Annotated in this window: 17 protein-coding genes and 1 pseudogene; 6 read left to right on the top strand and 12 right to left on the bottom strand. The window is 46.9% G+C overall.

Annotated features, from left to right (window positions below; translation table 11 throughout):
• Positions 1-209: 209 nt before the first annotated feature.
• The 6 genes and pseudogenes from AC07KQ_RS00965 to AC07KQ_RS00940 all read right to left on the bottom strand — a co-directional run bounded on the left by AC07KQ_RS00965 (position 210) and on the right by AC07KQ_RS00940 (position 7,162).
• Positions 210-1,343, bottom strand: a complete 1,134-nt coding sequence (locus AC07KQ_RS00965) for a baeRF6 domain-containing protein (RefSeq protein WP_003568727.1) — start codon at positions 1,341-1,343, stop codon at positions 210-212.
• A gap of 159 nt (positions 1,344-1,502) precedes the next feature.
• On the bottom strand, positions 1,503-1,970 hold the full coding sequence (locus AC07KQ_RS00960) for an NUDIX domain-containing protein (protein WP_003562854.1): 468 nt from the start codon (positions 1,968-1,970) through the stop codon (positions 1,503-1,505).
• A gap of 48 nt (positions 1,971-2,018) precedes the next feature.
• Positions 2,019-2,303, bottom strand: a pseudogene (locus AC07KQ_RS00955) (hypothetical protein); the annotation flags it as partial.
• Positions 2,234-2,509, bottom strand: a complete 276-nt coding sequence (locus AC07KQ_RS00950; RefSeq protein ID WP_013245361.1) for a hypothetical protein — start codon at positions 2,507-2,509, stop codon at positions 2,234-2,236. The pseudogene AC07KQ_RS00955 and the gene AC07KQ_RS00950, both read right to left, overlap by 70 nt.
• Before the next feature lie 403 nt (positions 2,510-2,912).
• Positions 2,913-4,538, bottom strand: a complete 1,626-nt coding sequence (locus AC07KQ_RS00945; protein ID WP_274991067.1) for a peptide ABC transporter substrate-binding protein — start codon at positions 4,536-4,538, stop codon at positions 2,913-2,915.
• A gap of 242 nt (positions 4,539-4,780) precedes the next feature.
• Positions 4,781-7,162, bottom strand: a complete 2,382-nt coding sequence (locus AC07KQ_RS00940) for a phosphoketolase family protein (protein ID WP_003573080.1) — start codon at positions 7,160-7,162, stop codon at positions 4,781-4,783.
• Positions 7,163-7,421: 259 nt separating this feature from the next.
• Here AC07KQ_RS00940 and AC07KQ_RS00935 point away from each other — a divergent pair, with 259 nt between their 5' ends.
• From AC07KQ_RS00935 to AC07KQ_RS00920, 4 genes are all read left to right on the top strand, one after another.
• Positions 7,422-7,568, top strand: coding sequence for a hypothetical protein (locus tag AC07KQ_RS00935; RefSeq protein ID WP_003562847.1), 147 nt, complete (start codon positions 7,422-7,424; stop codon positions 7,566-7,568).
• 267 nt (positions 7,569-7,835) lie between these two features.
• Positions 7,836-9,284: an MFS transporter gene (locus AC07KQ_RS00930; RefSeq protein WP_003562845.1), complete on the top strand. Its 1,449-nt coding sequence runs from the start codon at positions 7,836-7,838 to the stop codon at positions 9,282-9,284.
• Positions 9,285-9,536: 252 nt separating this feature from the next.
• A complete protein-coding gene (locus tag AC07KQ_RS00925; protein ID WP_003562844.1) occupies positions 9,537-10,106 on the top strand; it encodes a TetR/AcrR family transcriptional regulator in 570 nt (189 codons plus the stop codon).
• Between the two features lie 6 nt (positions 10,107-10,112).
• On the top strand, positions 10,113-12,722 hold the full coding sequence (locus AC07KQ_RS00920; protein WP_274991029.1) for a YhgE/Pip domain-containing protein: 2,610 nt from the start codon (positions 10,113-10,115) through the stop codon (positions 12,720-12,722).
• Positions 12,723-12,769: 47 nt separating this feature from the next.
• Here AC07KQ_RS00920 and AC07KQ_RS00915 read toward each other — a convergent pair whose 3' ends face one another.
• Both AC07KQ_RS00915 and AC07KQ_RS00910 read right to left on the bottom strand, forming a co-directional pair.
• Positions 12,770-13,066, bottom strand: a complete 297-nt coding sequence (locus AC07KQ_RS00915) for a thiamine-binding protein (protein ID WP_003562840.1) — start codon at positions 13,064-13,066, stop codon at positions 12,770-12,772.
• A 54-nt stretch (positions 13,067-13,120) separates the two neighbouring features.
• A complete protein-coding gene (locus AC07KQ_RS00910) occupies positions 13,121-13,849 on the bottom strand; it encodes an endonuclease III domain-containing protein (protein ID WP_003562837.1) in 729 nt (242 codons plus the stop codon).
• Positions 13,850-14,065: 216 nt separating this feature from the next.
• On the opposite strand from AC07KQ_RS00910, the gene AC07KQ_RS00905 reads away from it, so the two are divergent.
• Complete coding sequence (locus AC07KQ_RS00905) at positions 14,066-14,890, top strand: metallophosphoesterase family protein (protein ID WP_003562835.1); 825 nt, start codon at positions 14,066-14,068, stop codon at positions 14,888-14,890.
• A gap of 97 nt (positions 14,891-14,987) precedes the next feature.
• Here the strand turns inward: AC07KQ_RS00905 and AC07KQ_RS00900 are convergent, their stop codons facing one another.
• From AC07KQ_RS00900 to AC07KQ_RS00890, 3 genes are all read right to left on the bottom strand, one after another.
• Positions 14,988-16,325, bottom strand: coding sequence for a PTS ascorbate transporter subunit IIC (locus AC07KQ_RS00900; RefSeq protein ID WP_013245360.1), 1,338 nt, complete (start codon positions 16,323-16,325; stop codon positions 14,988-14,990).
• Between the two features lie 264 nt (positions 16,326-16,589).
• A complete protein-coding gene (locus AC07KQ_RS00895) occupies positions 16,590-17,459 on the bottom strand; it encodes a class II fructose-bisphosphate aldolase (protein WP_003562831.1) in 870 nt (289 codons plus the stop codon).
• Positions 17,460-17,472: 13 nt separating this feature from the next.
• Positions 17,473-18,969 (bottom strand): FGGY-family carbohydrate kinase, encoded by a 1,497-nt coding sequence (locus AC07KQ_RS00890; RefSeq protein ID WP_003568714.1) that lies wholly within the window; start codon positions 18,967-18,969, stop codon positions 17,473-17,475.
• Between the two features lie 165 nt (positions 18,970-19,134).
• Here AC07KQ_RS00890 and AC07KQ_RS00885 point away from each other — a divergent pair, with 165 nt between their 5' ends.
• Positions 19,135-19,887 (top strand): DeoR/GlpR family DNA-binding transcription regulator, encoded by a 753-nt coding sequence (locus AC07KQ_RS00885; protein ID WP_013245359.1) that lies wholly within the window; start codon positions 19,135-19,137, stop codon positions 19,885-19,887.
• 78 nt (positions 19,888-19,965) lie between these two features.
• On the opposite strand, the gene AC07KQ_RS00880 is transcribed toward AC07KQ_RS00885, so the two are convergent.
• Entirely contained in the window at positions 19,966-21,156 is a 1,191-nt protein-coding gene (locus tag AC07KQ_RS00880) for an acetate kinase (RefSeq protein ID WP_003562823.1), read from the bottom strand.
• Between the last annotated feature and the right edge of the window lie 18 nt (positions 21,157-21,174).

Below are 21,174 nucleotides of genomic sequence, written 5' to 3'. Positions count from 1 at the left end.
ACAATGAAAAATAATAAGCGGTTTCTCTTTAAACCTTCAATCAGAGTGATGGTTCCTCCTTTCGTGGCACCAGAATTCCTTGATTCGTTGAGTGACAAAACAGCCAATCTTTATAAGCAACAATTTTAGCCCAAAGTTCCCTCATCAGAAACGTTCGGACAAAAAAAGCGACCAACTGGCGGGTCGCTTTTTCATTTCAACTAAAAAGCCTATGCGTAACGTACCATCGCACCGACTTCGACTGGCAAGTAGGCTTCTGTCAGCAGTTCAACTTGTCCGCCATGACTAAGGACGATGTCAGCTAAGTCATTTAAAAGATTAGCGTGCTGTGCATTGATCGAATCGCGTTCAATTTGGGTGCCTTCAAGACGCGCATGAATCCGTGCGCCGGCTTGGACAAAAAGAATGGCGATTCGTCCGGCAACGGCTGCTTGAACGACTTCTTCCAAGTGATCCGTGTAGCTGTCATTTCCGCGAGCATTTTCGATGATCTCGGCAAAGTTCTGGCGCCGGCGATCGCGTAAGGTGTCGCGTACTGGCGTCAACAAGTCGTCTAATTCAACAAAATCAAGGTTGGCCGGGCTCTTAACGACAGCCAACTTCGGTAACAGATGATGGTTCTTGGAAATTTCGCGGAACACCGCCACGTTTTCCGCTAAGCCCATGAGTACGAGCGGCATTTTATGTGGATTGGAGTGATTGGCCAGCACATACTGATCCACCGCTTGATAAAAACGACGCTGATCGCTGGCTTTTTCCGCTGACTTCTCATTATGCCCGTGATGGGTCACACGTCCGCCACCTTGGGACACGCTGTTCGTTTCGCCACCACGAATTTCGGTGCCTAGCGTTCCCTTCAAAGTCTGCGGTGCATCGTCTGGCAACGATATCGGCCGCACCTGATGCCCGTGGTTATGATACATCTGAATGCTGTCGGCATTTAACGCTAAGATATCAAAGTCGGTTGCCGTTGCCTCATCCAGCATCAGTGGCAGAATCTGCGGCATGTCAGTAACCATTGCCACTTCATCAACCTCTTCATACATCGGCGTCACATAAGTCTGCGCGCCATTTGTCAACATGCCAAACCCATTTGTTTCGCAGGTTTGCCAGAATGTTGGGTCTTGTTCATATGGCTCAAGTTCAGCCGCGTATGCCGAAAAGTCCGTTTCAGGATAAGTCTCGGTCATGACGCTCTTGGTATGCTTCACCATGTTTTTGAACCGCAACCTCAGGGCCTCAACCGAGGTGTTCTCTGGCCAAGACATATAAAGCGAAACATACGGTCCATGTTTCGTGTCAGATAAAAAGTGCTGCAGTGTCGGTCTAGTCGTCATATCCATCATGATGTAACTCCCTTCCGGCCTTTAGCCTATCTTAAGCGTATCAATGAAAACGATGAAAGGCAAAGTAATCCGCTTTAATTATACTATTTATAATTAGGCTCTTCTATCGATCCGAGTATCAATAGCCTTACCTCTCTACCAGCGTCAACCTAAGCGTCATTCCGTATGACGGTCGATAAGGTGGCAAATTGCATCGCCGGAGGTTAAAAACCGTGCCAGTGATCGCGGCTGCAACATCCTGGCTGCCTTTGCAAATGACAGCCACTCACCCTCCAAACCTTTCTGCCAAACCAAGCCAGCCTTTTGTGCATCAGTCAACGTCACCCGATGTACCATGATGAGTTGTTGGTAAGTTCGTTCAGGTTGTTGCCAAAACGATTCCACGATCCCCACCAGTTGCGGCACCACGTTCAGCTTTAGCTCTTCACGAACTTCGCGGGCAGCCGCCTCTGCCGCCGTTTCACCAAATTTAACCGCACCGCCTGGCACAAGGGCGATACCGCTTGCCGAGTTAACTGCCGCTAAAAGTTGGCCTGCATGCACCAACAACACCGCCGCCCGGACATCAAATTTAGCCTGTGGATTCACTTGAAAGCGTAAATCATTCGGTTCTTGCACCAACATCATCAACCTCTTTTCAGTTAAACGTGACTCACACCACATGCCTGCGCCTTATTTTCTCGATGGCTCAAATGGCACGATCTGAACCAGATTCTGCGAGTTTAGCGCTTGTGGCAAGGTCGTGATCACAACCCGATTGTCGGTCGCCCGACTATAGTACGCATCCATCATTGTGATCACTTTCTGATCTTGACTCAAGTCGGCTTGTGGTTCGTTTGGTACTTCCCGCCCCTCCCGCTGTTGGGTAAGTTGAAATTTCATATGTTTCATATTTTGTTTAGTGATCGGTTGTCTAAAATGAAGCCGGACACGCCACTGACCGTGTACGACGGTGCTGCCATGTTCCAAGCAATCGGTAAATTTGAGGAAATATCGACTGGTAGCCAGTTCATGTATGGTGAGAAAAAGAAGTATCCCGCCACTTGCTTACCACCATTAACTTCATAACCAAGATTGCCCAAGAGATGCCCTAAGAGAAACAGCAACGCCAATAAGAAGGCAGCAATCGTAGATCTAGTCTTCCAATACTGCTTACTGAACACCAATGTTAGCCTCCTTACAAGCCTACACTTTTTCCATGTTTCTAATCGGCAGCGATAAAGCCCTTGATGTAACGCCATTGCATTGGATATGGTTAAAAGTACATTTCATTCACTAAAACGTCAATCATTTATCGTTTTTTATTTTTAGAGATTCTTCACAACCTTCGATTATTATTTCCTTTTCATCATTGGATTTATAAACGGATCTCACTATCATTGTCAATGATACATAAATATAATTTTGTTATTTTAAAGTGACTGGCGATCCCTACCCACCTCGGTACCAACCCAAGACATGTTTTGTCTGTCTGCACAGCATTATTCAGAACAAAAAAACATCCCCATCGCCAGTCAACTTACCTTGAACTGAACAAAATGGAGATGTTTTTTGATTTTGATAATATTACTTAGCCATATAAGCCCCAACAAAGTTATACATGTTGGCTGGGCTGAAGGTAGCACCTTTCAGCTTAGGATTGCGCAAATGGCCTTGAACAGTTTGATAAAGCGTTGCAACAGGTGATTCCTTAGAAAGCAGTTCCTGTGCCTTCAGAAGATCATCATATCGCTTGGTTTCGCTGTTAGCATCCGTTCCCTTAGAAGCCTTAATCAGATCATCATATTGTTTATTGGACCAGTGACTAAAGTTGTAAGTGTTGCCAGTCGTGTAAAGATCCAAGAAGGAAATTGGATCTGGGAAGTCACCTTGCCAGCCGGAGAGAATGAACTGGGCACTGCCAGCTAATGACCGTTGGATCCGGGTCTTGAATGGAACAGAAGAGATGGAAACCTTCATGCCTGGCAATTGTTCCAAAGCAGATTGCAGATATTCAGCAGACTTCTTAGCAACGTCTGTGTCATCGGTCGTCAGGGTCACATCTTCACCAGATTTACCGACTTCCTTCAGGCCTTCAGCCCAAAGTTGCTTAGCTTTCTTAAGATCGTATGTCTGAACTGTCTTAGATTCCTTAGCGGCTTCCTTAGAGAAGTCTTCGCCAGTCTTTGGATTACTGCCAGAGTTTTCTGGTGTAATCGTTGAGATTCCGAAAGAACCATCGCCAATAACCTTATTCGCAAACTCATCACGATTAATAGCCATCGCAACAGCTTGACGCAACTTCAGATTCTTGAAGTCAGGTACCTTTTCTTCGTTCATATCCAAGTAAGTGGTCCGACCTTGCTTGTCGCCAACGTAATCCTTGTCCTTGGCATGCTGCTTAGCAATTTCACCGGTCAGAACCGCATCGTCAAGTTTCTTCGTAGCGAATAAATTAGCGGCAGTGTTGGAATCCTTAACCACTTGAACGTGAATCTTATCGAGCTTAACTTGCTTGGCGTTCCAGTAAGAAGTGTTCTTCACTTCATCCCATGAATTGCCAGTGCCGTTCCAGTTAGTCAACTTGAACGGGCCATTGAAGACCAAGTACTTGCTTTGCGTACCGAACTTCTTGCCATACTTATCAACCGTCTTCTGGTTCAATGGGAAGAAGACCGGATTGACCATCATCGTGCTAAAGTACGGTACTGGCCGATCCATCGTGACAACCAGCTTATAATCGCCTTCTGCTTTAACACCAAGGGTTGAAGCAGCCTTCTTACCAGCAGTGATGTCATCCGCGTTCTTAATGCCAGAGAAAAGATAAGCATATTCTGACTTAGTTTTCGGATCTGCTGCTCGCTTCCACGCGAAGACGAAATCTTTGGCAGTAACAGGATCGCCGTTACTCCACTTCGTCTTCCGCAAGTTGAATGTATAAGTAAGGCCGTTATTCGTTGGCTTAACGACTTTAGTGGCAACAGCAGGTTCCAATTTCTTGCCTTTATACCGATACAACCCATCACCAGTATCAACGGCGGCTTGCCCACTAATAACATCCGTAATGTGGGCATTATCCATTGTGGAAATAACATCTTTTTCCATTCGATTAAAAGTTTCTGAGCTACTGCTGCTACTCTTGCTGCCACATGCGGCCAAGAGTGCAGCTGAGGCAAATACCATTGCCCCTGCTACCAATCGTTTAACTTTCATTTACTCACCCTCAAAATGATATTACGTTGAGAATACATTAGAGTATGAAGAAAGTAAAGAGAAAATTTGCAGATATTACTTGTTTTCGTGGCCTTTTTAGCAGCAGAAGTTACTCATCAAAGTCTCACGTCCCACTTTTTAAATATGTGAATTTCGTGAATCGCCACGCCATCGCCAACTTGCTAGTCCGGCACAAAAAAAACACCCCTGCGCAAGCAGAAGTGTTTGAAAGACAACTGAAGTTACTTAATTGGTTTCCAGGTCCATTCCTGAACTTCTGGAATATCATCGCCGTTTGCGCGGATGAAGTCATGATGATATTGCAAGGTATCATCCATCTTCTGAACAAACGCGGCAGCCTTTTCAGCGTAGGCTGGCACATGCTGAATAACATCCTTGGCCAAGTGGTAACGGTCAAGTTCGTTGAGTACCCGCATGTCAAATGGTGTGGTAATGTCACCTTCTTCACGATAGCCGTGAATCAGCACATTGCGATTCGGGCGAGTGAAGAAGATGTCGCGAATCAACCCTTCAAAGCCATGATAAGCGAAGAGGATCGGTTTGTCGGTGGTGAAGTAGCTGTTGAATTCAGCATCACTCAAACCGCGCGGATCGATTTCCGGACTGCGCAGCTTCAGCAGGTCAACCACGTTGATGAAGCGAATCTTCAAATCTGGGAAGGCGTCGTGCAGCAAGTTAATGGCAGCAAGACTTTCCATGTTTGGTTCGGTTCCGGCAGCGGCAATGACAACGTCTGGTTCGACGCCATCATCATTGGAAGCCCAATCAATCCGCTTCAAGCCGGAATTAGCCAAAACAGTGGCTTCATCAATGCTATAAAATTGTGGCCGCGGCTGCTTGGATGTGATGAGCACGTTCACGGTATTTTGTGAGCTGAACAACTTCGGAGAAATGGCCAGCAAGCTGTTGGCATCAGCTGGTAGATACTCGCGAATGTATTCAGCCTTCTTTTCAGCCATGTGTGTCAAAATACCTGGGTCCTGATGGGTGTAACCATTGTGATCCTGCTGGAAGGAAGTCGATGTTGAGACCACGTTCAGACTTGGATAAGCCTTATGCCATGGTTCTTCATGTGCCTTCCGAATCCACTTGAAGTGCTGAGTGAGCATGGAATCGACGACCCGGAGGAAAGCTTCGTAACTGGTGAATAAGCCATGACGGCCGGTCAACGTGTAGCCTTCGTTAAAGCCTTCCGCCTGATGTTCGGACAACTGCGAGTCAATAATCCGACCAGCCGGTGCCAAATATTGGTCAGCCGGTTCCTTGATTGGTTCCAGCCATTGACGGTTGGTCACTTCAAACAAGCTATACAACCGGTTACTCATGGTTTCGTCAGGGCCAAAGATCCGGAAATTATGCGGATTCAGCTTGATCAAATCACGCAGATAATCAGACCACACGATCATGTCTTGCTTAATCTGCTTGCCGTGTTCCTTGTTGTCCAGCGCATACTTGCGATAATCCGGCAATACCAACGGCTTCGGATCAATCCCACCGTTCGTAATTGGGTTAGCAGCCATCCGCTGCTCACCCTTTGGCGGCAATGCAGCCAATTCAGGGATCAACTTGCCGGTTTCATCGAACAGTTCCTCTGGATGATAGGACTTCAGCCAGCCTGCCAAGGAATCAGCGTGTTCCATGTCTTCAGCGTCGACAGGAATCGGAATCTGGTGCGCACGGAAGGAACCTTCGATTGGTTCGCCATTCCAACTCTTCGGGCCTGTCCAGCCCTTTGGTGACCGGAAAATAATCACTGGCCAGTGTGGCATCGTGGTGTCGCCAGTCTCACGTGCATGTTTCTGAATGGCCTTAATGTCTTCAATTGCTTCATCCAAAACTTTAGCCATTTCCGGATTCAGCTTCTCTGGATCATCGCCTTCAACGAAGAATGGCTTCCAACCCATACCACTGAAGTATTTGTCTAGATCTTCATCTGACTTACGTGACAAGATAGTTGGGTTGGAAATCTTAAACCCGTTCATATGCACAATCGGTAAAATCGCGCCATCCGTGATTGGGTTAATGAACGTATTGCTGAACCATGATGCAGCCAATGGGCCGGTTTCAGTTTCACCATCACCCGTGACAACCGCCGCGATGACCTCAGGATTATCAAGAATCGCGCCGGTTGCGTGACTCAAAGCATAACCTAATTCGCCACCTTCATGGATGGAACCTGGCGTTTGTGCACTCGCATGTGAAGCAACGCCACCTGGCCATGAGAACTGCGTAAATAGGTTCTTCATGCCTTCTTTATCCTGCGACACACGCGGATAAATCTCCGAATACGAACCGTCTAGATAGGAATTGGAAACCATCACTTGGCCGCCATGACCCGGGCCTTCAATATAAAACATGTTCAAGTCATACTTATTGATCACCCGGTTCAAGTGGGTATAAATGAAGTTCTGCCCAGCAATCGTGCCCCAATGGCCGATCGGATGCGGCTTGACGTCTTCGCTCTTCAGCGGCCGTTCCAGCAGCGGGTTGTCCTTCAAATAAAGTTGACCAACTGAAATATAGTTGGCTGCCCGCCAATAAGCGGTCATCTTGTCAAAGTATTCCTTGGATGAGTAATCAACAGTCTTTACTTTTGTATCCATGCTCATACCTACTTTCGATTTTAATGACCTCAGTATAACACAGATTCCGAAAAAAGCACTTACTTTGACTTAAATTCACTTAAAATGCCTTAAATATTTTAAAAAATCGGTTTGTACCAGATTTTAGCGTGCACAACACCTACTGAGAAACTATTCTGAAAACGCTCGCTGCTAAACTGGACTCATCCTGAACATTACCGTGCTAGAATGAAGGTAATGATGAATGGTTCCTAATCAAGGCAAACTAAGGAGGTCACTTATGGGCAAACATCTTTTAAAAACGGTCATGGCCGTGACGCTGATTGGCGCCGCCGCTTACTGTCTCAAACGATTTAGTGATGAACTCGTCGTGTATGTTTCACCTGATGATGCACCGGCCAACAAAGATTCTTGGACTGACTTTTAGTTTGAACATTCGGAGATGTTTTGTCATTGTCACAGTTTGATTGGTGATTGCGACTCTTCGCTTTGATCGGAAGTGTTGGACTTGTAATCATTGGCCAATTGACAGCTGCTGGTATTATTGTTTTCCTGATGGAAGTGCCATCGGTATTGACCGCAGCTGCCTGCTATGTCACTAGAACGTCGACGCGTCTGGTTAGTTACCGGGCGTTTTTTTGTGCTGCAGCCTTGACCCTGACTGGTAAAATGGATTTATCAAGGAGATGTCAAGATGTCCACATCAGTAAAGCCTCAAAACCGCGGGCTTGTCATGGCGGCGGTTTTTATCGCCACATTCATGACTTCCGTTGAAGTTACCATTGTCACAACTGCTTTGCCAGCGATTATTAGTGACCTGCATGGATTGGCATATCAAAGTTGGATCATGAGTGCCTACTTGCTCACAACCGCTATTACCACACCGATTTATGGTAAATTAGCTGACACAATTGGCAGGCGCGGTATTTTTCAGTGGGGCGTGGTACTGTTCACGCTTGGTACCCTGTTAAGCGGGTTGGCACCGCATATCTTCTTGCTCATTTTGGCGCGGGCACTCCAAGGTATCGGTGCAGGCGCCGTGATGCCGCTGACATTTACCATTATTGCTGATTATTATGATTTTGCTCATCGGGCGAATGTCTTAGCCCTTAATAACACAGCTTGGGGACTTTCCGCCTTGGTCGGACCGCTAATTGGCGGTTTTCTGGTTGATCAATTGTCTTGGCATTGGGTCTTTTTCGTTAATGTGCCGCTTGGTATTCTCGTTTTTTTGCTTATTCAAATCGGTTATCGGGAACCTAGTCGTGAACACGGCGTTCTCACGATCGATTGGTTAGGAATTCTTTGGTTGGCGGTGACGCTGATTGCACTTCTACTTGGCATTCAGGCGCTTGATCGGCAACCGGTGCTCGCCGGTGTTTTGTTGGTGTTGGCACTTGTGGCTGGCTTGCTATTGTACCATCAAGAACAGAAAGCCCCCGATCCGCTCATCGCGCCGAAAATGTTTCATAACTTCACGTTCACAGTGCAAATTTTAACTGCCTTGTTACTTAGCGGTGTCTTGATTGGCTATCAAGTTTACTTCCCGATCTGGCTTCAGTCGTTGTATCATCTCGGCGCGACAACAGCTGGTTTAGTTGTGACATCGAGTTCTGTCCTTTGGCTCGCCTCTTCATTTTTGGTCGGTCCATTAATCAAACGCTTTGTGCCGCGAACCATGACACTTTGGCTCGTCGCCATTCTGACCTTAGCTTACTTATTGCTCACCATTGCTTCCCCGCATTTTCCGGTTTGGGCTTTTTATGTCATTGCCATGATTAACGGAACGGTGATGGGCATTGTGATCAGTATGAATACCGTTTTGAGCCAGCATCTTGTTGGCAAAGAATACGTTGGTTCCGCCACCAGCATCCTAACTCTTGGCCGTTCGCTCGGGCAAACTGTGATGACCGGTATCTATGGTGCCACTTTGACGCTCGTGATTCGCGCTAATTTGCACGGTACCACTTTTAAAGCTGTCAATGCCGCGATTAGTGCTAATGCTGCCGCCAAAAGCCACGATCCTCAGGTAGCTGCCACCATTCTCACTGGCTTACACGGTGTTTTCGTGATGGTGGTCATCGTGATGGTGCTTGTGTTTATCCTCAATTTGCGCGATCCTAATCGCCACGTCATTCAATAAACCGCCGTTAAATGATCAGCCGCATCCAACATTTGGGTGCGGTTTTTTCGTGCACGCAGATCAACCAGCTAGTCTCCAGACTGCGCATGATGACAAAAAAACATCGGTGATCGGCCACTGAACAGCCACGCACATGCAACACCACACGTCTGGTTACTCCTATTTTTTGACAATCTACAATCTGTAGGTTGCATTCTTCAAATCATCGGCGTATATTCGTCTAACGTAATATAGATAACTCAAGGAGGTCGCATGGCTATCAAGCATCGTATTTTGGATCGTGAAAAAGTGCTCGCCGCTGCCCGGGTGATGGTGACCCGTGATGGTATTCGTGAGCTCACCTTCCAGACACTGGCTAAGGAATTGAATATTCGTTCCCAGTCGCTATACAACTATTTTAGTAACTTGGATGCCGTGATTGAGGCGCTGGGGACTGAGTTCATGCACAACTTACATCAAGAACTCATCGAACAAGTCAGTGGCATTGCTGGCAAAGACGCCATTCGCACTTTTGCGCAAACCACGCATCGCTATTTCGAACAGCAACAATCATTGGATGAAATTATTTACTTTGTGCATCATTTTCCAGAAAGCAGTCCATTTGTTCAGGCAACCGGCGATGTGATCGGCTTATTAAAACGCTTGATCACCCATACCGAGTTCAAACACATGGCAAAAGAAAGTTTCGTCCAAAATTTTATCAGCAGCGTGCTCGGTTTTACCGTTCTGGAAGTCATGGGCTTTTTGCCAGATGGCCAACCTAGCCGCGATACGACTTTTGAATCCCTGCTGGATCTCTATCTCAGTGAAGTAAAGGAGTAACTCGACATGATCAAAGATGAATTTAAGTTCATCGGCAAAAACAAACTCATTTTGCTCTCAGTTCTCGTCATTACCTTAATCCCATTTCTCTACTGTATCTTCTTTTTGAAGTCAGTCTGGGATCCTTACGGCGATACCAAGAACTTGCCAGTAGCAGTGGTCAACCTTGACCAACCTGTCACCTATCAAGGTAAAAAGCTTGATGTTGGTGCGCAGACTTTGACCAAGCTCAAGAAAAATCATCAACTTGGCTGGTATTTCGTTTCTGAGGCAGAAGCTAAAAAGGGCATGAAAGCGGACAAATACTACACTGTCATTACGCTGCCAAAGGATTTTTCCAAAAATGCCGCCACCGTCTTAGACGAGCATCCTAAGAAAATGACGCTGAAGTACGAGACAAATGATTCACTCAACTATATTGGCCAAGTCATCTCCGGCATCGGCGTTGACAGTCTCAACTCCGAAATTCGTGCTAACGTGACCAACGCTTATGCCAGCGCAGTTTTTGATCAAATTAAGACTATCGGTAATGGCATGAAAACGGCAGCCGGCGCCGCTACCCAAATTGATGCTGGCCAAGTCAAACTTGACGATGGCATTGATCAGTACACCGTCGCCGTTTCGCAAGTAAATGACGGCGTGCAAACGATGAAGGTTAAAGTTGCACCGATGTCCTCACAAATACCTAAGCTCGCAAGCGGCGCTAATCAAGTCGCAGGTGGGTTGCAAACACTCAATGGCAGTACGACAAACCTAGCAAGTGGCGTTAATCAGCTTGCGGCGGGATCTGGCCAAGTTACGAGCGGTTTGGGAACCTTGCAATCGCAGACTGGAACGCTTAAATCTGGTGTAGGGCAGCTTGCAACCGGATCAAGTAAAGTGACTAATGGGCTGGGAACTTTGCAAACCAAAACAGGCCAACTCGTTGCTGGCACTAATCAGTTACAAACTGGTTCAAAGAAACTGACAGAGGGCATCAACAATTATACTCAACAAGTAACCTTCCTTTCTGATGGCATTTCTCAACTTGCTGGTCAGACGAGCAACTTACCAAAAGATACCAAGTCCTTGCAGAGTGGTTCAACTCAACTAAGCCAGTCTTTACAAAAAATGGGCCAAACTGTTAATGATCAAAATCAGAAAGCGGCCACAGAGTTGCCAGCCCTCGAAGAAAGTCTTGCAGCGTATAAGAGCCAATTAGAAGCCGAATCAAAGCAAAACCCGGAGTTAATCGCTGGTTTTGAAAAAATTCAGGCAAGCGTTAATGCTTTGATTGACCAAACTGAAACTAGCGGCACAGAAATGGCAACGACCTTTAATCAAGGCTTGATCCCTTATTCGACGCAACTAGCAGCTGGCGTCGATAAGCTTAACCAACAAGCGCCCATTCTGACGGAAAAAATTGGTGTTCTTCAAAATGGTTCAAAACAAATTACTGCCAGAAACGATCAATTAATTATTGGCGCAAATAAGCTAGACAATGGCATCAACCAAGCAGCAACACTAACACCCGCAATGGTTAGTGGCGTCAATCAGCTCTATACCGGTTCTAGCCAAGTTTCAGGAGGCCTTGGTAGCTTAAACAGCCAAGTTCCTGCTCTCACCAGTGGTATCAACCAACTCTACACAGGTTCCAGCCAAGTGTCCGGTGGTCTTGGTACCTTAAATGGCCAAGTTCCGACACTTACCAATGGTGTCGGTCAGCTAACCAATGGTGCCAGCCAAGTTGCTGGCGGTGTCAATCAATTAAACGCTAGTGTGCCGACACTGGTATCCGGTGTCAATCAACTCGCCGACGGAACCGGTCAAATCAATGACAAGAGCGACACACTCAAATCTGGTTCCAGTCAGCTTGAAGACGGCGACAAGAAGTTCGCTAAGACACTTACCAGCAGCGCCCGTAAAGTCAATGGCATTACGTTAACCGGTGATACGGCAAAGATGTTCGCTGCACCCACCAAGACAGCGCAAAAGCATTATTCTTATGTGCCAAACTACGGCCATGCACTTGCCCCATACGTTTTGAGTCTGGCACTTTACGTTGGCGCCTTGGTCTTCAACTTTGCCTATCCAATTCGCAAGGTTTCCAGAGCAGACGGGACGGCAACTCAGTGGTTCCTGAGCAAAGTAGCCATTGGCGGAGCTGTCGCCCTTGGCACCGCAGTTCTCGAAGCAACTCTGATGATGGCGACTGGTCTCAAGGTCGACAACATCGGCTTGTTCTATCTGACCGCGATCCTCTTCTCCTTTACGTCAATGTATCTGATTATGTTCCTCTCAATGGCATTCGATAATCCTGGTCGATTTGTGGCGATGGTGGGATTGATGCTGCAATTAGGTGGTGCCGGCGGGACATTCCCGATGGAGATCACCAATCAGTTCTACAACGCCATTCATCCATTCCTGCCAATGACCTACTCCATTATGAATTTCCGGAACGCGCTCACCGGCGGCATTGCCAATAGCACTGTCAACCTCGGCTTCATGGTATTGATCGCCTTCACGATCGGCTCGCTCATGTTGCTGTGGGGCACAATGATTCTCTTACAACGTCATCACTTAATGGGTATCTCACAACTCGACGACAATCAAAAGCTCCAAGCTGTCGAAAAATAAGCTTCAAGACGCAAAAAGATCACGACAATCGCCGTGATCTTTTTTCTTCAATGCTTGAACTTGGTCACTTTGTCAGCAATCGTCAAGCCAGTATCTTCAGGAAAATAGTTAATTTTCGCATACACCATTTGACTAGTACCGCCTGCCTTCGCTGTGACAATCGGAATTTCTTTCAAAATCGCCATCAGCTGATCATAATCGCCTTCCATTGTGGTTTCAAAAGCACTGACTTCATAATTAATTCCGGTTGATTTGATATAGGCGATCACCGCATCAACCACTGCCAAGACCTTTTGTTTCTCTGGATACATCGGTAACACTTGCACAGCAACGCTAGCATTCATTTTTAGGTCTCCCTTGTGACAAGACTTCCAAAACAACTCACGAGCAAAAAGCATTTATTTATGAGTCATCGCTGACGGATCGGCGGCGTGCCGCCACTTGCCGCTACCCGGATCATCATGGGGCGGCTCCACTTGAACCGCTTCCGGCGGCCATGCAGCCTCAGTCAAATCTGGTTGCAGTAAAAACCGGTCGTCATACGCATGCCGAACTTGCGTTTTACCATGTTCGTCAATCAAGGCATGCCATTCGCGAGCTTCGTCTAACGTGATTTGATCAAGTGCTGGCGCAAAATCAGCCTGCATTTTGGCATAGTTCGTATACGGTCCAAAACCGAGCCGGTTGAAAAGACGCATGGCATACGTATCAGCTACAAAAGTTTTTTTGCCAAAGGTGTACATTAGCATGACATCCGCCGTTTCATTGCCAATGCCATTTAGAGCCAGCAGAGTTTCACGTAACTCAGCTGCCGGTTTTTCTGCAATCTTCTCAAAACTACCGCCTTGGGCCACAAACCACGTCAATAGATCGTGAATCCGCTGCGCTTTTTGCCGATAAAAACCGGCTGGCCGCACCAACGTTTCCAGCTCTGATTGCGATAACGCCATCAAGCGATCAACCTGCATGTAAGGTTGCAAATTATGCACGGCTTGGGCAACATTCTTTGAACTGGTGCGCTGAATGAGAATCATCATCAGCCAATCTTCCAATGAATTCTGCTGCCACCAGTATTGTTTGCCATAATGACGGCTCAGATTATGCATAACGATTAAGCGTTTATCCATCTTTTCACCCCTATTCCCCTATTAATATCGCACATTCTTCTAAAAATAAAGTAAACTGGTCCTATCAGCAGTTTTTGCAAAACGCGGCGCAGTCCTGTTAGGAACCGAAATATAAGTCGTTTTAAGCGTGACAGTCAAGCGCTGACTATTGCGACCAAAAGCCCCTATCTGCAGGTTTTGGGACTGGAGCATGCGTTTTATAAGGAGGCAAACGTTATGACCATGATCGTGGTCTCAGATATTCACGGTCATCTGGAAACAATGGATCGAGTGCGGGCGATGCAAGCAAAGTATCCCCACACTTTGACCGTCTATTTGGGTGACTACATTGATGGCTATCCATACGGCGGGCGGGTGCTCACTCAAATTCGCGAGCAGGTGCAGGCGAGTCAGGCAATCGCGATCCGTGGCAATCATGATCAGATGCTGCTGGATTATCTCGCCGACAAAGATAATCCATGGTTCATCAATGGCGGCAAGGCTACCTTACGTCAAATGGTGCAAGATTACGCGCCAGCTAAAGCACGCAAAAGCAACCTACAACAAGCCGTGTTGACCTACATGTCACCGCTGATTCAATTCATCGCCGAGATGCCAACTGCTGTTGAGTTTGACAAGCTGCTGCTCATCCACGCCGGTCTAGACCTCTCGCTGGAAGACCCTTTAAAAGAAACGACGCCATTTAATCGAATGTGGGTCCGTGAGCCGTATATCTATAATATGGATGAAACCAAAAATCGGGAACATCCCATTTTTGCTCACAATCCGATCGCTAAAACAATTGTCACCGGTCACACGCCAACCGCCTTGATTTATGGCGACTATGAAAACAATGTCAAACCATCTCTACCACCAACTTCATTCAGTGACGGTTATCCTAAATGCCCGGTTAAAGTCATTCAATATCCAGAAGAATCACCACGTTACTTTATCGATGGCGGCAATCATATGACTTATAAAGAAAATTACGGCAATATCTGTGTTTTCGATGAAACAAAAGGCGTCATGATTGATTCGGATCAGGGGATTAACACGATCTAATTGCCTGTTTACCAATCTCGTTCATCATCATTTTATTGTCACCAACACAAAAAAATCAGCCATAACCGGCTGATTTTTTATATTGATGCTAACTAGCTTAGTCCACCAAGTTCTTCTTGTGCAAAGCACTGTAGACAAATGGGAAAGCGAAGATAACCAGTGCGGCAATCATGATCGGCCACTTGCCGACTTTCGCAATCAAGCCTAACAATACGCCGATCGTGTTAAAGTCGCTATCTGACCAGTATGTGGCAGTGTAACCTAAGCCGCCATACAAACTTGTAGCAACCAACGGCAGGAAACTCAGAATGATGCCGCCAAGGAACGGTCCAATCAAGGCACCTTTTCGGCCGCCTGTTGCATTACCGAAGATAGCGGCAATCCCGCCACAGAAGAAATGCATGACGATCCCGGGAATAACAATCGTTGTGCCAATGATGATCTGAACACCCATGGAAAGCAAACCGCCAAGCAAACTAATTAAGAAGCCGGCTAATAAGGCATTTGAGGTACCTTTGAACAGGATGGCGAAGGGATAACCAGGAACAGCACTCGGCACGATTTTCTCACTGAAGCCCTTGAAGGCTGGGGTGATTTCGGCCAGCAACATGTTGACCCCTTGAACCAGAACAATGATCCCAGCGGTGAATTGTGCGGCCTGAAGCAGCGCCCAAACATAAGGATTCAGATCCGTTAATTTACCGACATAAGCAGGGCCGGCAACTGCGGTGACAACAAAGAACAAAATGGTCATGACAATGGTGACTGAGACGTTACTATCTTGCAAAAAGGCTAATGATTTCGGGAAGTTGATGTCTTCAATCGATTTTGACTTTTTATTCTTGTTCACAAGTGACCCAATTTTTGCGGACATCCAATATTCCAACGTCCCAAAATGGGCAAAACTCATATCATCGCGGCCAGTAATAATTTTCATGGTTGGATGAGCAATGGCAGGGAAGACGCAGAGGATCACGCCTAAGGTCATAGAACCAAATACAATCGCTTCAACAGTGTTCAAGCCGCCGAGAATCATAACTGGTGTCAGGCAACAAGCCATGTAAAAGGCGTGATCGCTTGATAGGAAAATGTACTTAAACTTCGTGACCCGCGCCAACAAGATGTTCAACACGAGGCCAAAAACGAAGATAAACGTGGCGACAGTCCCATACTTGGCAACAGTAACGCCAATAGCAGCTTCGTTACTAGGAATCATCCCGTGCATATTGAAAGCTTTGGTAAACAGTTTGGCGAAGTTGTTCAAAGCGCCAACAATGATATTGGTACCGGCAAGCATGACAACGAATCCAATGAATGCCCGAACCGTGCCACCGATGACCTCAGTTAACGGTTTTCGTAGGGCCAGCAATCCAACTAGGACAACAATCCCGGCAATGATTGAAGGCTGGCTGAGCATATCGACCAGAAATTTCATGAAAAAGCCTCCTCATAAGTATTGGTGAGCGCGAGCCAGCGCGGGTGAGACCGGAGTGTAAGCGGCCTTGGACGTGATGGTCGCACTTTGACCCTTGCGACCAAGGTCCCTTACACGCAGGTTTCTGCGACTGCGAACGCGTTATCGTAGAAGCGCCTTTAGCAAGTGTCTCTAGCTAAAGCGCTCTCATTCAATTCTAGAAAACAGGCGGATTACAGCATTCCCTACAGAATAGCCATATCATCCGCCTGCTAAGCTCATTGATTAAGCTTTACCAGCCGATCCGAAGACACGCAGGCGACCACGGATTTCTTCTTCAACCATTTCAGTTTCCCAGATGCTGGCGTCAGAGATGAATAACTGCTTGTCGCTGTCATCTTGTTCAAGTTTCTTTTGAACCCCCAGCGCAACCCGGTGAACCATTTCAGAATAGTAGTTGATCTTGCAAATACCGTTATCAACAGACTTGCGATATTCTTCATCAGTCAAGCCTGACGCACCGTGAACAACCAATGGAAAGTCAACTAAGTCGGCAATTTCCTTTAATCGACTAAAGCTCAGATGCGGCTTCTGGGTATAGACGCCGTGAACGGTACCATAGGCAACTGCCAACATATCAATACCGGATTCTTCAATAAATTGCTTGGCTTCCTGTGGGTTCGTATATGTTTTATCAAGATCGGCATAATCAACTTTTTTATCACCACTGCCCTCGCGGTTCATTGGTCCAAGTTCAGCTTCAACTGAGATATCCAACGGCTTGCAAATCTTGACGATTTCCTTGGTTCGTGCCAAGTTATCAGCAAAGTCATCTTGGGAGGCATCCACCATGACAGAGGTGAAACCCAAACGGATGGCGCGAACGATATTGTCGAAGGTCTCACCATGATCAAAATGGACTGCCACTGGCACCGTCGCCTTACGAGCAATGTTCAACATCACTGGGGCAATGACATCAAGCGGGACATACTTATCATGCAATTCCGCAAACTGGATGATAACCGGTGACTTTTCTTTTTCAGCGGCACCAACAATCCCGCGAATCATTTCAATATCAGTCACATTGAATGAACCAACTGCGTAATGACCTGCCTTGGCCTTTTGAATCATTTCTTTGGTGTTAACTAAAACCATTTTTAATTTCCTCCTATAATTCGCGCAATTTTTTGCCAAATGCATACAATTCGCGATACTTCTTATACTGCTGGTTGTAAAACGCCACATTCTCCGGAATTGGCTTGAAAACCTTATCGATCGTGACTAACTTCTTCATCGCGGTTTCAAAAGAGTCGAATAGACCAACTGCAACCCCGGCCATGATGATGACACCCATCGTCCCGGATTCCTTCATGTGCACCCGACCAACTTCACGGTTGAACACATCTGCTTTGATTTGCAGCCAAGTATCGGATCGTGAACCGCCGCCAGTCGCGCGTAACTTGTTGACGTGCATCCCCCCAGCTTCCATGTTATTCAGGTTCATGCGCATTTCGAAGGACACACCTTCCATCAGGGCTCGATAAATGTCAGGTTTACGTGTGGCACCCGACAAGCCAAGAATCATGCCACGTGCATCTTCATCGAAGTACGGCACGGCGGCACCGGAAAAGTGCGGTAAAATCAATAACTTAGTTGGCTCTTTTGGAACATACTTATCGAAAATGTCATAAACACTAACGCCGGATAATTCAGCGGCCTGAACTTCCTCAAAGCCAAACGTATCGCGATACCACTTAAGCGACGTGCCGCCGTCATACATGTAAGCAATGGTGGTATATTTATCATCCAAATATGGAACAGTTGGATAATTCTTCTTGGCATTTTCCTCCAAGTAACTGGTATCAGTAAAAATCGGTGAAATGTTATCAACTGAGCCCATGCCATCGGTAGCGTCGCCTACTTCGATGGTGCCGGCCCCGATTGACACACAAATCTGGTCATGTGCGCCCGTCACTAGCTTCATATCAGCATTGACGCCAAGTTCCGAAGCCAGTTCCGGTTGGATGGTGCCCACTACGGTTCCCAATCGGTAGCAATCCGGCAGCAATTTACGCTCAATGCCTGCCGCAGCCAAAATGTCGGGATCCCAATCATTCGTTGAAACATTAAACGCCAACGAGCGATCAGCTAAGGTGTAATCAATGGCATCAACACCGCCGAGCTTATACAGGATGTACGCGCCATAAAGCAAAATGCGATGAATCCGTTGATAAACCTCTGGCCGATTCTTCTTGATCCACATAATTTTCGGAACCGCAAAGGTAACTGCTGGGTTCAAGCCGGTTTTGTTGCGAATCTCTTCTGCCGAGATTCGGGTCAACAGATCTTTTAACTCATCCTTGCCGCGACTGTCAGTTTGCAGCAAGGTGTTCATCAACGGCTGGCCTTGATCGTCAACTGCAACAAACGCTTCACCAAACGATGAGACACTGACAGCCAGAACATCTTCCTTCACGAATTTCTTTGATTCTTGAATAACTTCCTTTGTCGCTGACCAGACCACACTAGGATCCAGTTCATACTCGCCCTCTCTGGGAACCGTTGTTTCGTATTCCCGATAGGCCGCGGATAGGATATTACCTTGATTATCGGTGATTGTGCTTTTAACCCCGGTTGTCCCGAGATCCAATCCCATAAGTGCCACGTTGAGAACCTCCTTTAGTTTTCGTAAACCGCTTTCATCTCGTAGTATATGGGCCATGCAAAATTTTGACAACAGGTGGCGAGCATGTCGATAATTTTTCATTTATTTTCACATTTATGCTATAATTTTGCATGAAACGAATCAATAACAAAGGGAGCAACGCTTATGGTCTCATTTCAACGGCAGGAGCAGATCTTAAAATTACTCAATACCAAGCAATTTGCTCGTTATAGTGATCTAGCCAAGGTACTTTTTGTCAGTCCTGCCACCGTTCGCCGTGACACACTGGACATGGAAAATCGTGGTCTGGTCAAGCGGGTTCTTAACGGGGTCACCTTGAGTCAGGAACCGGAAGATGTGCCTTATGACTACTCCGTCACCTTGAATCTCGATGCCAAGCGGATGGTGGCTAGTCGGGCAGGTCGGCTCATCAAGAATGGCATGAGTTTGTTCATCGATTCGAGCACGACTGCCTTAGTGCTTATTCGCGAACTCAAGGATATCGATGAACTCTACATTGTCACCAACGGCATTCTTATTGCGCTGGAAGCCTCAAAACGGCCAGGTTGGCGGGTCAATCTTGTGGGCGGTGCAGTCAATAAAATGCTGGAAAACATCAGTGGCGACAAGGCCATTCGCGATATTGAAAATTATCAGGCAGAGCTGGCCATTTTTTCGTGTCGCGGTTTGATCGGTGCCGGTGCCAACGATGCCAACGATCTAGAGGCTAATATCAAACGGGCCTTTGCAGCCCATGCTGATGCCGTCATGTTGCTGGTCGATCACACGAAAGTCGGTAAGCATCAACTGTATATGAGTGCGCCGATGAATGCGCTCAACTACATTGCCACCGACAAAGTGATGCCAGAAGCAATCGTCAATGCGGCCCGTGCCAATCATGTTCAGATTTTTGATTGAACCGCTGCGATCAACACAGAAAAAACCATCTCCCCTTTTCTTGAGAGATGGTTTTTTGATTGCGAAAATCGTCAACGCTTAGCTCAACGCCATGACGTCACGGACGATCATCAGTTCTTCATTGGTTGGTACGAGCAATGTTTTCACAGTTGAATCTGGTGTGCTGAGGTCGGCTTCGACGCCGTGTGACTTGTAGTTGATGTCATTGTCGATCTTAGCGCCGAGGTAATCGAGTGAACGCATGATCTTGTCGCGAATCTCGTCACCGTTTTCGCCGATCCCGGCTGTGAAGACAAGCACATCCACGCCGTCCATCAAGGCTGCGTACGAACCCACGTACTTCACAACGCGGTTAACGAAAATATCCAATGCCAGTTTGGCGCGTGGCTTGGTATCTTCGTCAGCTTCCAGATCCCGCATGTCGTTGCTGATGCCGGAAATACCGAGCAGGCCGGAATCGTTGTTCAGGATATGAATCATTTGCCCCACATCAGGGACATCAAGTTTCTTCATGAGATAAGCCACAAGTGATGGGTCAATATCCCCGGATCGTGTCCCCATCGTCACCCCGGCTAACGGCGTAAAGCCCATGGAAGTATCAATAGACTGCCCGCCTTGGACTGCGGTAACACTGGAGCCTGAGCCTAAATGCATCACAATCATCCGTAAGTCTTCTAACGGCTTGTTAAGCATCTCAGCTGCCCGCGCGCTGACGTAACGCACACTTGTCCCGTGGGCGCCATATTTGCGAGCACCATATTTCTTGTAATAGTCATAGGGAATACTGTAGAGGAAGTTCTCAGGTTGCATGGTTTGATGGAACGCCGTATCAAACACTGCGACTTCTGTGGCCCATGGCATCATCTTTTTGAAAACATCAATGTAATCTGCTTCAACCGGATTATGCAAAGGCGCATAGTCACGCAGGTTTTGAATCTGCAACAAGGTAGCATCATCAACTACAACGGATTCGGCAAAAGTCTCCCCGCCGGCTACCACACGATGGCCCACACCAGTAATCTCATGCAGATGTTCAACCAACCCTAACGCCTTGATGTTACCCATCAAACTGGCGACGGCTTCTTGATAGTTAGCAATTGGCGTATCGCTTTCATATTTCTGCCCATCACCATACTTAATTTTAACTTTTGATTGCGGCTGTCCCAACCGATCAACCAAACCTTCTGCCAGCTGAACCTCAGCTGGCATATCAAAAAGCTTCCACTTCAGGGTTGAACTGCCTGCGTTGACTGCGAGAATTTTTGCCATTGTTTTTTTCCTCCTCTA

The organism is Lacticaseibacillus sp. YLM2-1 (assembly GCF_056583465.1).
This window is presented reverse-complemented; position numbering and strand designations above follow the sequence as displayed.

Coding starts and splice junctions, on each gene's coding strand:
- AC07KQ_RS00965 (WP_003568727.1), bottom strand. CDS start 1,343: ATGGATATGACGACTAGACCGACACTGCAGCACTTTTTATCTGACACG.
- AC07KQ_RS00935 (WP_003562847.1), top strand. CDS start 7,422: ATGGGCAAACATCTTTTAAAAACGGTCATGGCCGTGACGCTGATTGGC.
- AC07KQ_RS00905 (WP_003562835.1), top strand. CDS start 14,066: ATGACCATGATCGTGGTCTCAGATATTCACGGTCATCTGGAAACAATG.
- AC07KQ_RS00940 (WP_003573080.1), bottom strand. CDS start 7,162: ATGGATACAAAAGTAAAGACTGTTGATTACTCATCCAAGGAATACTTT.
- AC07KQ_RS00885 (WP_013245359.1), top strand. CDS start 19,135: ATGGTCTCATTTCAACGGCAGGAGCAGATCTTAAAATTACTCAATACC.
- AC07KQ_RS00930 (WP_003562845.1), top strand. CDS start 7,836: ATGTCCACATCAGTAAAGCCTCAAAACCGCGGGCTTGTCATGGCGGCG.
- AC07KQ_RS00925 (WP_003562844.1), top strand. CDS start 9,537: ATGGCTATCAAGCATCGTATTTTGGATCGTGAAAAAGTGCTCGCCGCT.
- AC07KQ_RS00945 (WP_274991067.1), bottom strand. CDS start 4,538: ATGAAAGTTAAACGATTGGTAGCAGGGGCAATGGTATTTGCCTCAGCT.
- AC07KQ_RS00960 (WP_003562854.1), bottom strand. CDS start 1,970: ATGTTGGTGCAAGAACCGAATGATTTACGCTTTCAAGTGAATCCACAG.
- AC07KQ_RS00900 (WP_013245360.1), bottom strand. CDS start 16,325: ATGAAATTTCTGGTCGATATGCTCAGCCAGCCTTCAATCATTGCCGGG.
- AC07KQ_RS00880 (WP_003562823.1), bottom strand. CDS start 21,156: ATGGCAAAAATTCTCGCAGTCAACGCAGGCAGTTCAACCCTGAAGTGG.
- AC07KQ_RS00895 (WP_003562831.1), bottom strand. CDS start 17,459: ATGGTTTTAGTTAACACCAAAGAAATGATTCAAAAGGCCAAGGCAGGT.
- AC07KQ_RS00920 (WP_274991029.1), top strand. CDS start 10,113: ATGATCAAAGATGAATTTAAGTTCATCGGCAAAAACAAACTCATTTTG.
- AC07KQ_RS00915 (WP_003562840.1), bottom strand. CDS start 13,066: ATGAATGCTAGCGTTGCTGTGCAAGTGTTACCGATGTATCCAGAGAAA.
- AC07KQ_RS00910 (WP_003562837.1), bottom strand. CDS start 13,849: ATGGATAAACGCTTAATCGTTATGCATAATCTGAGCCGTCATTATGGC.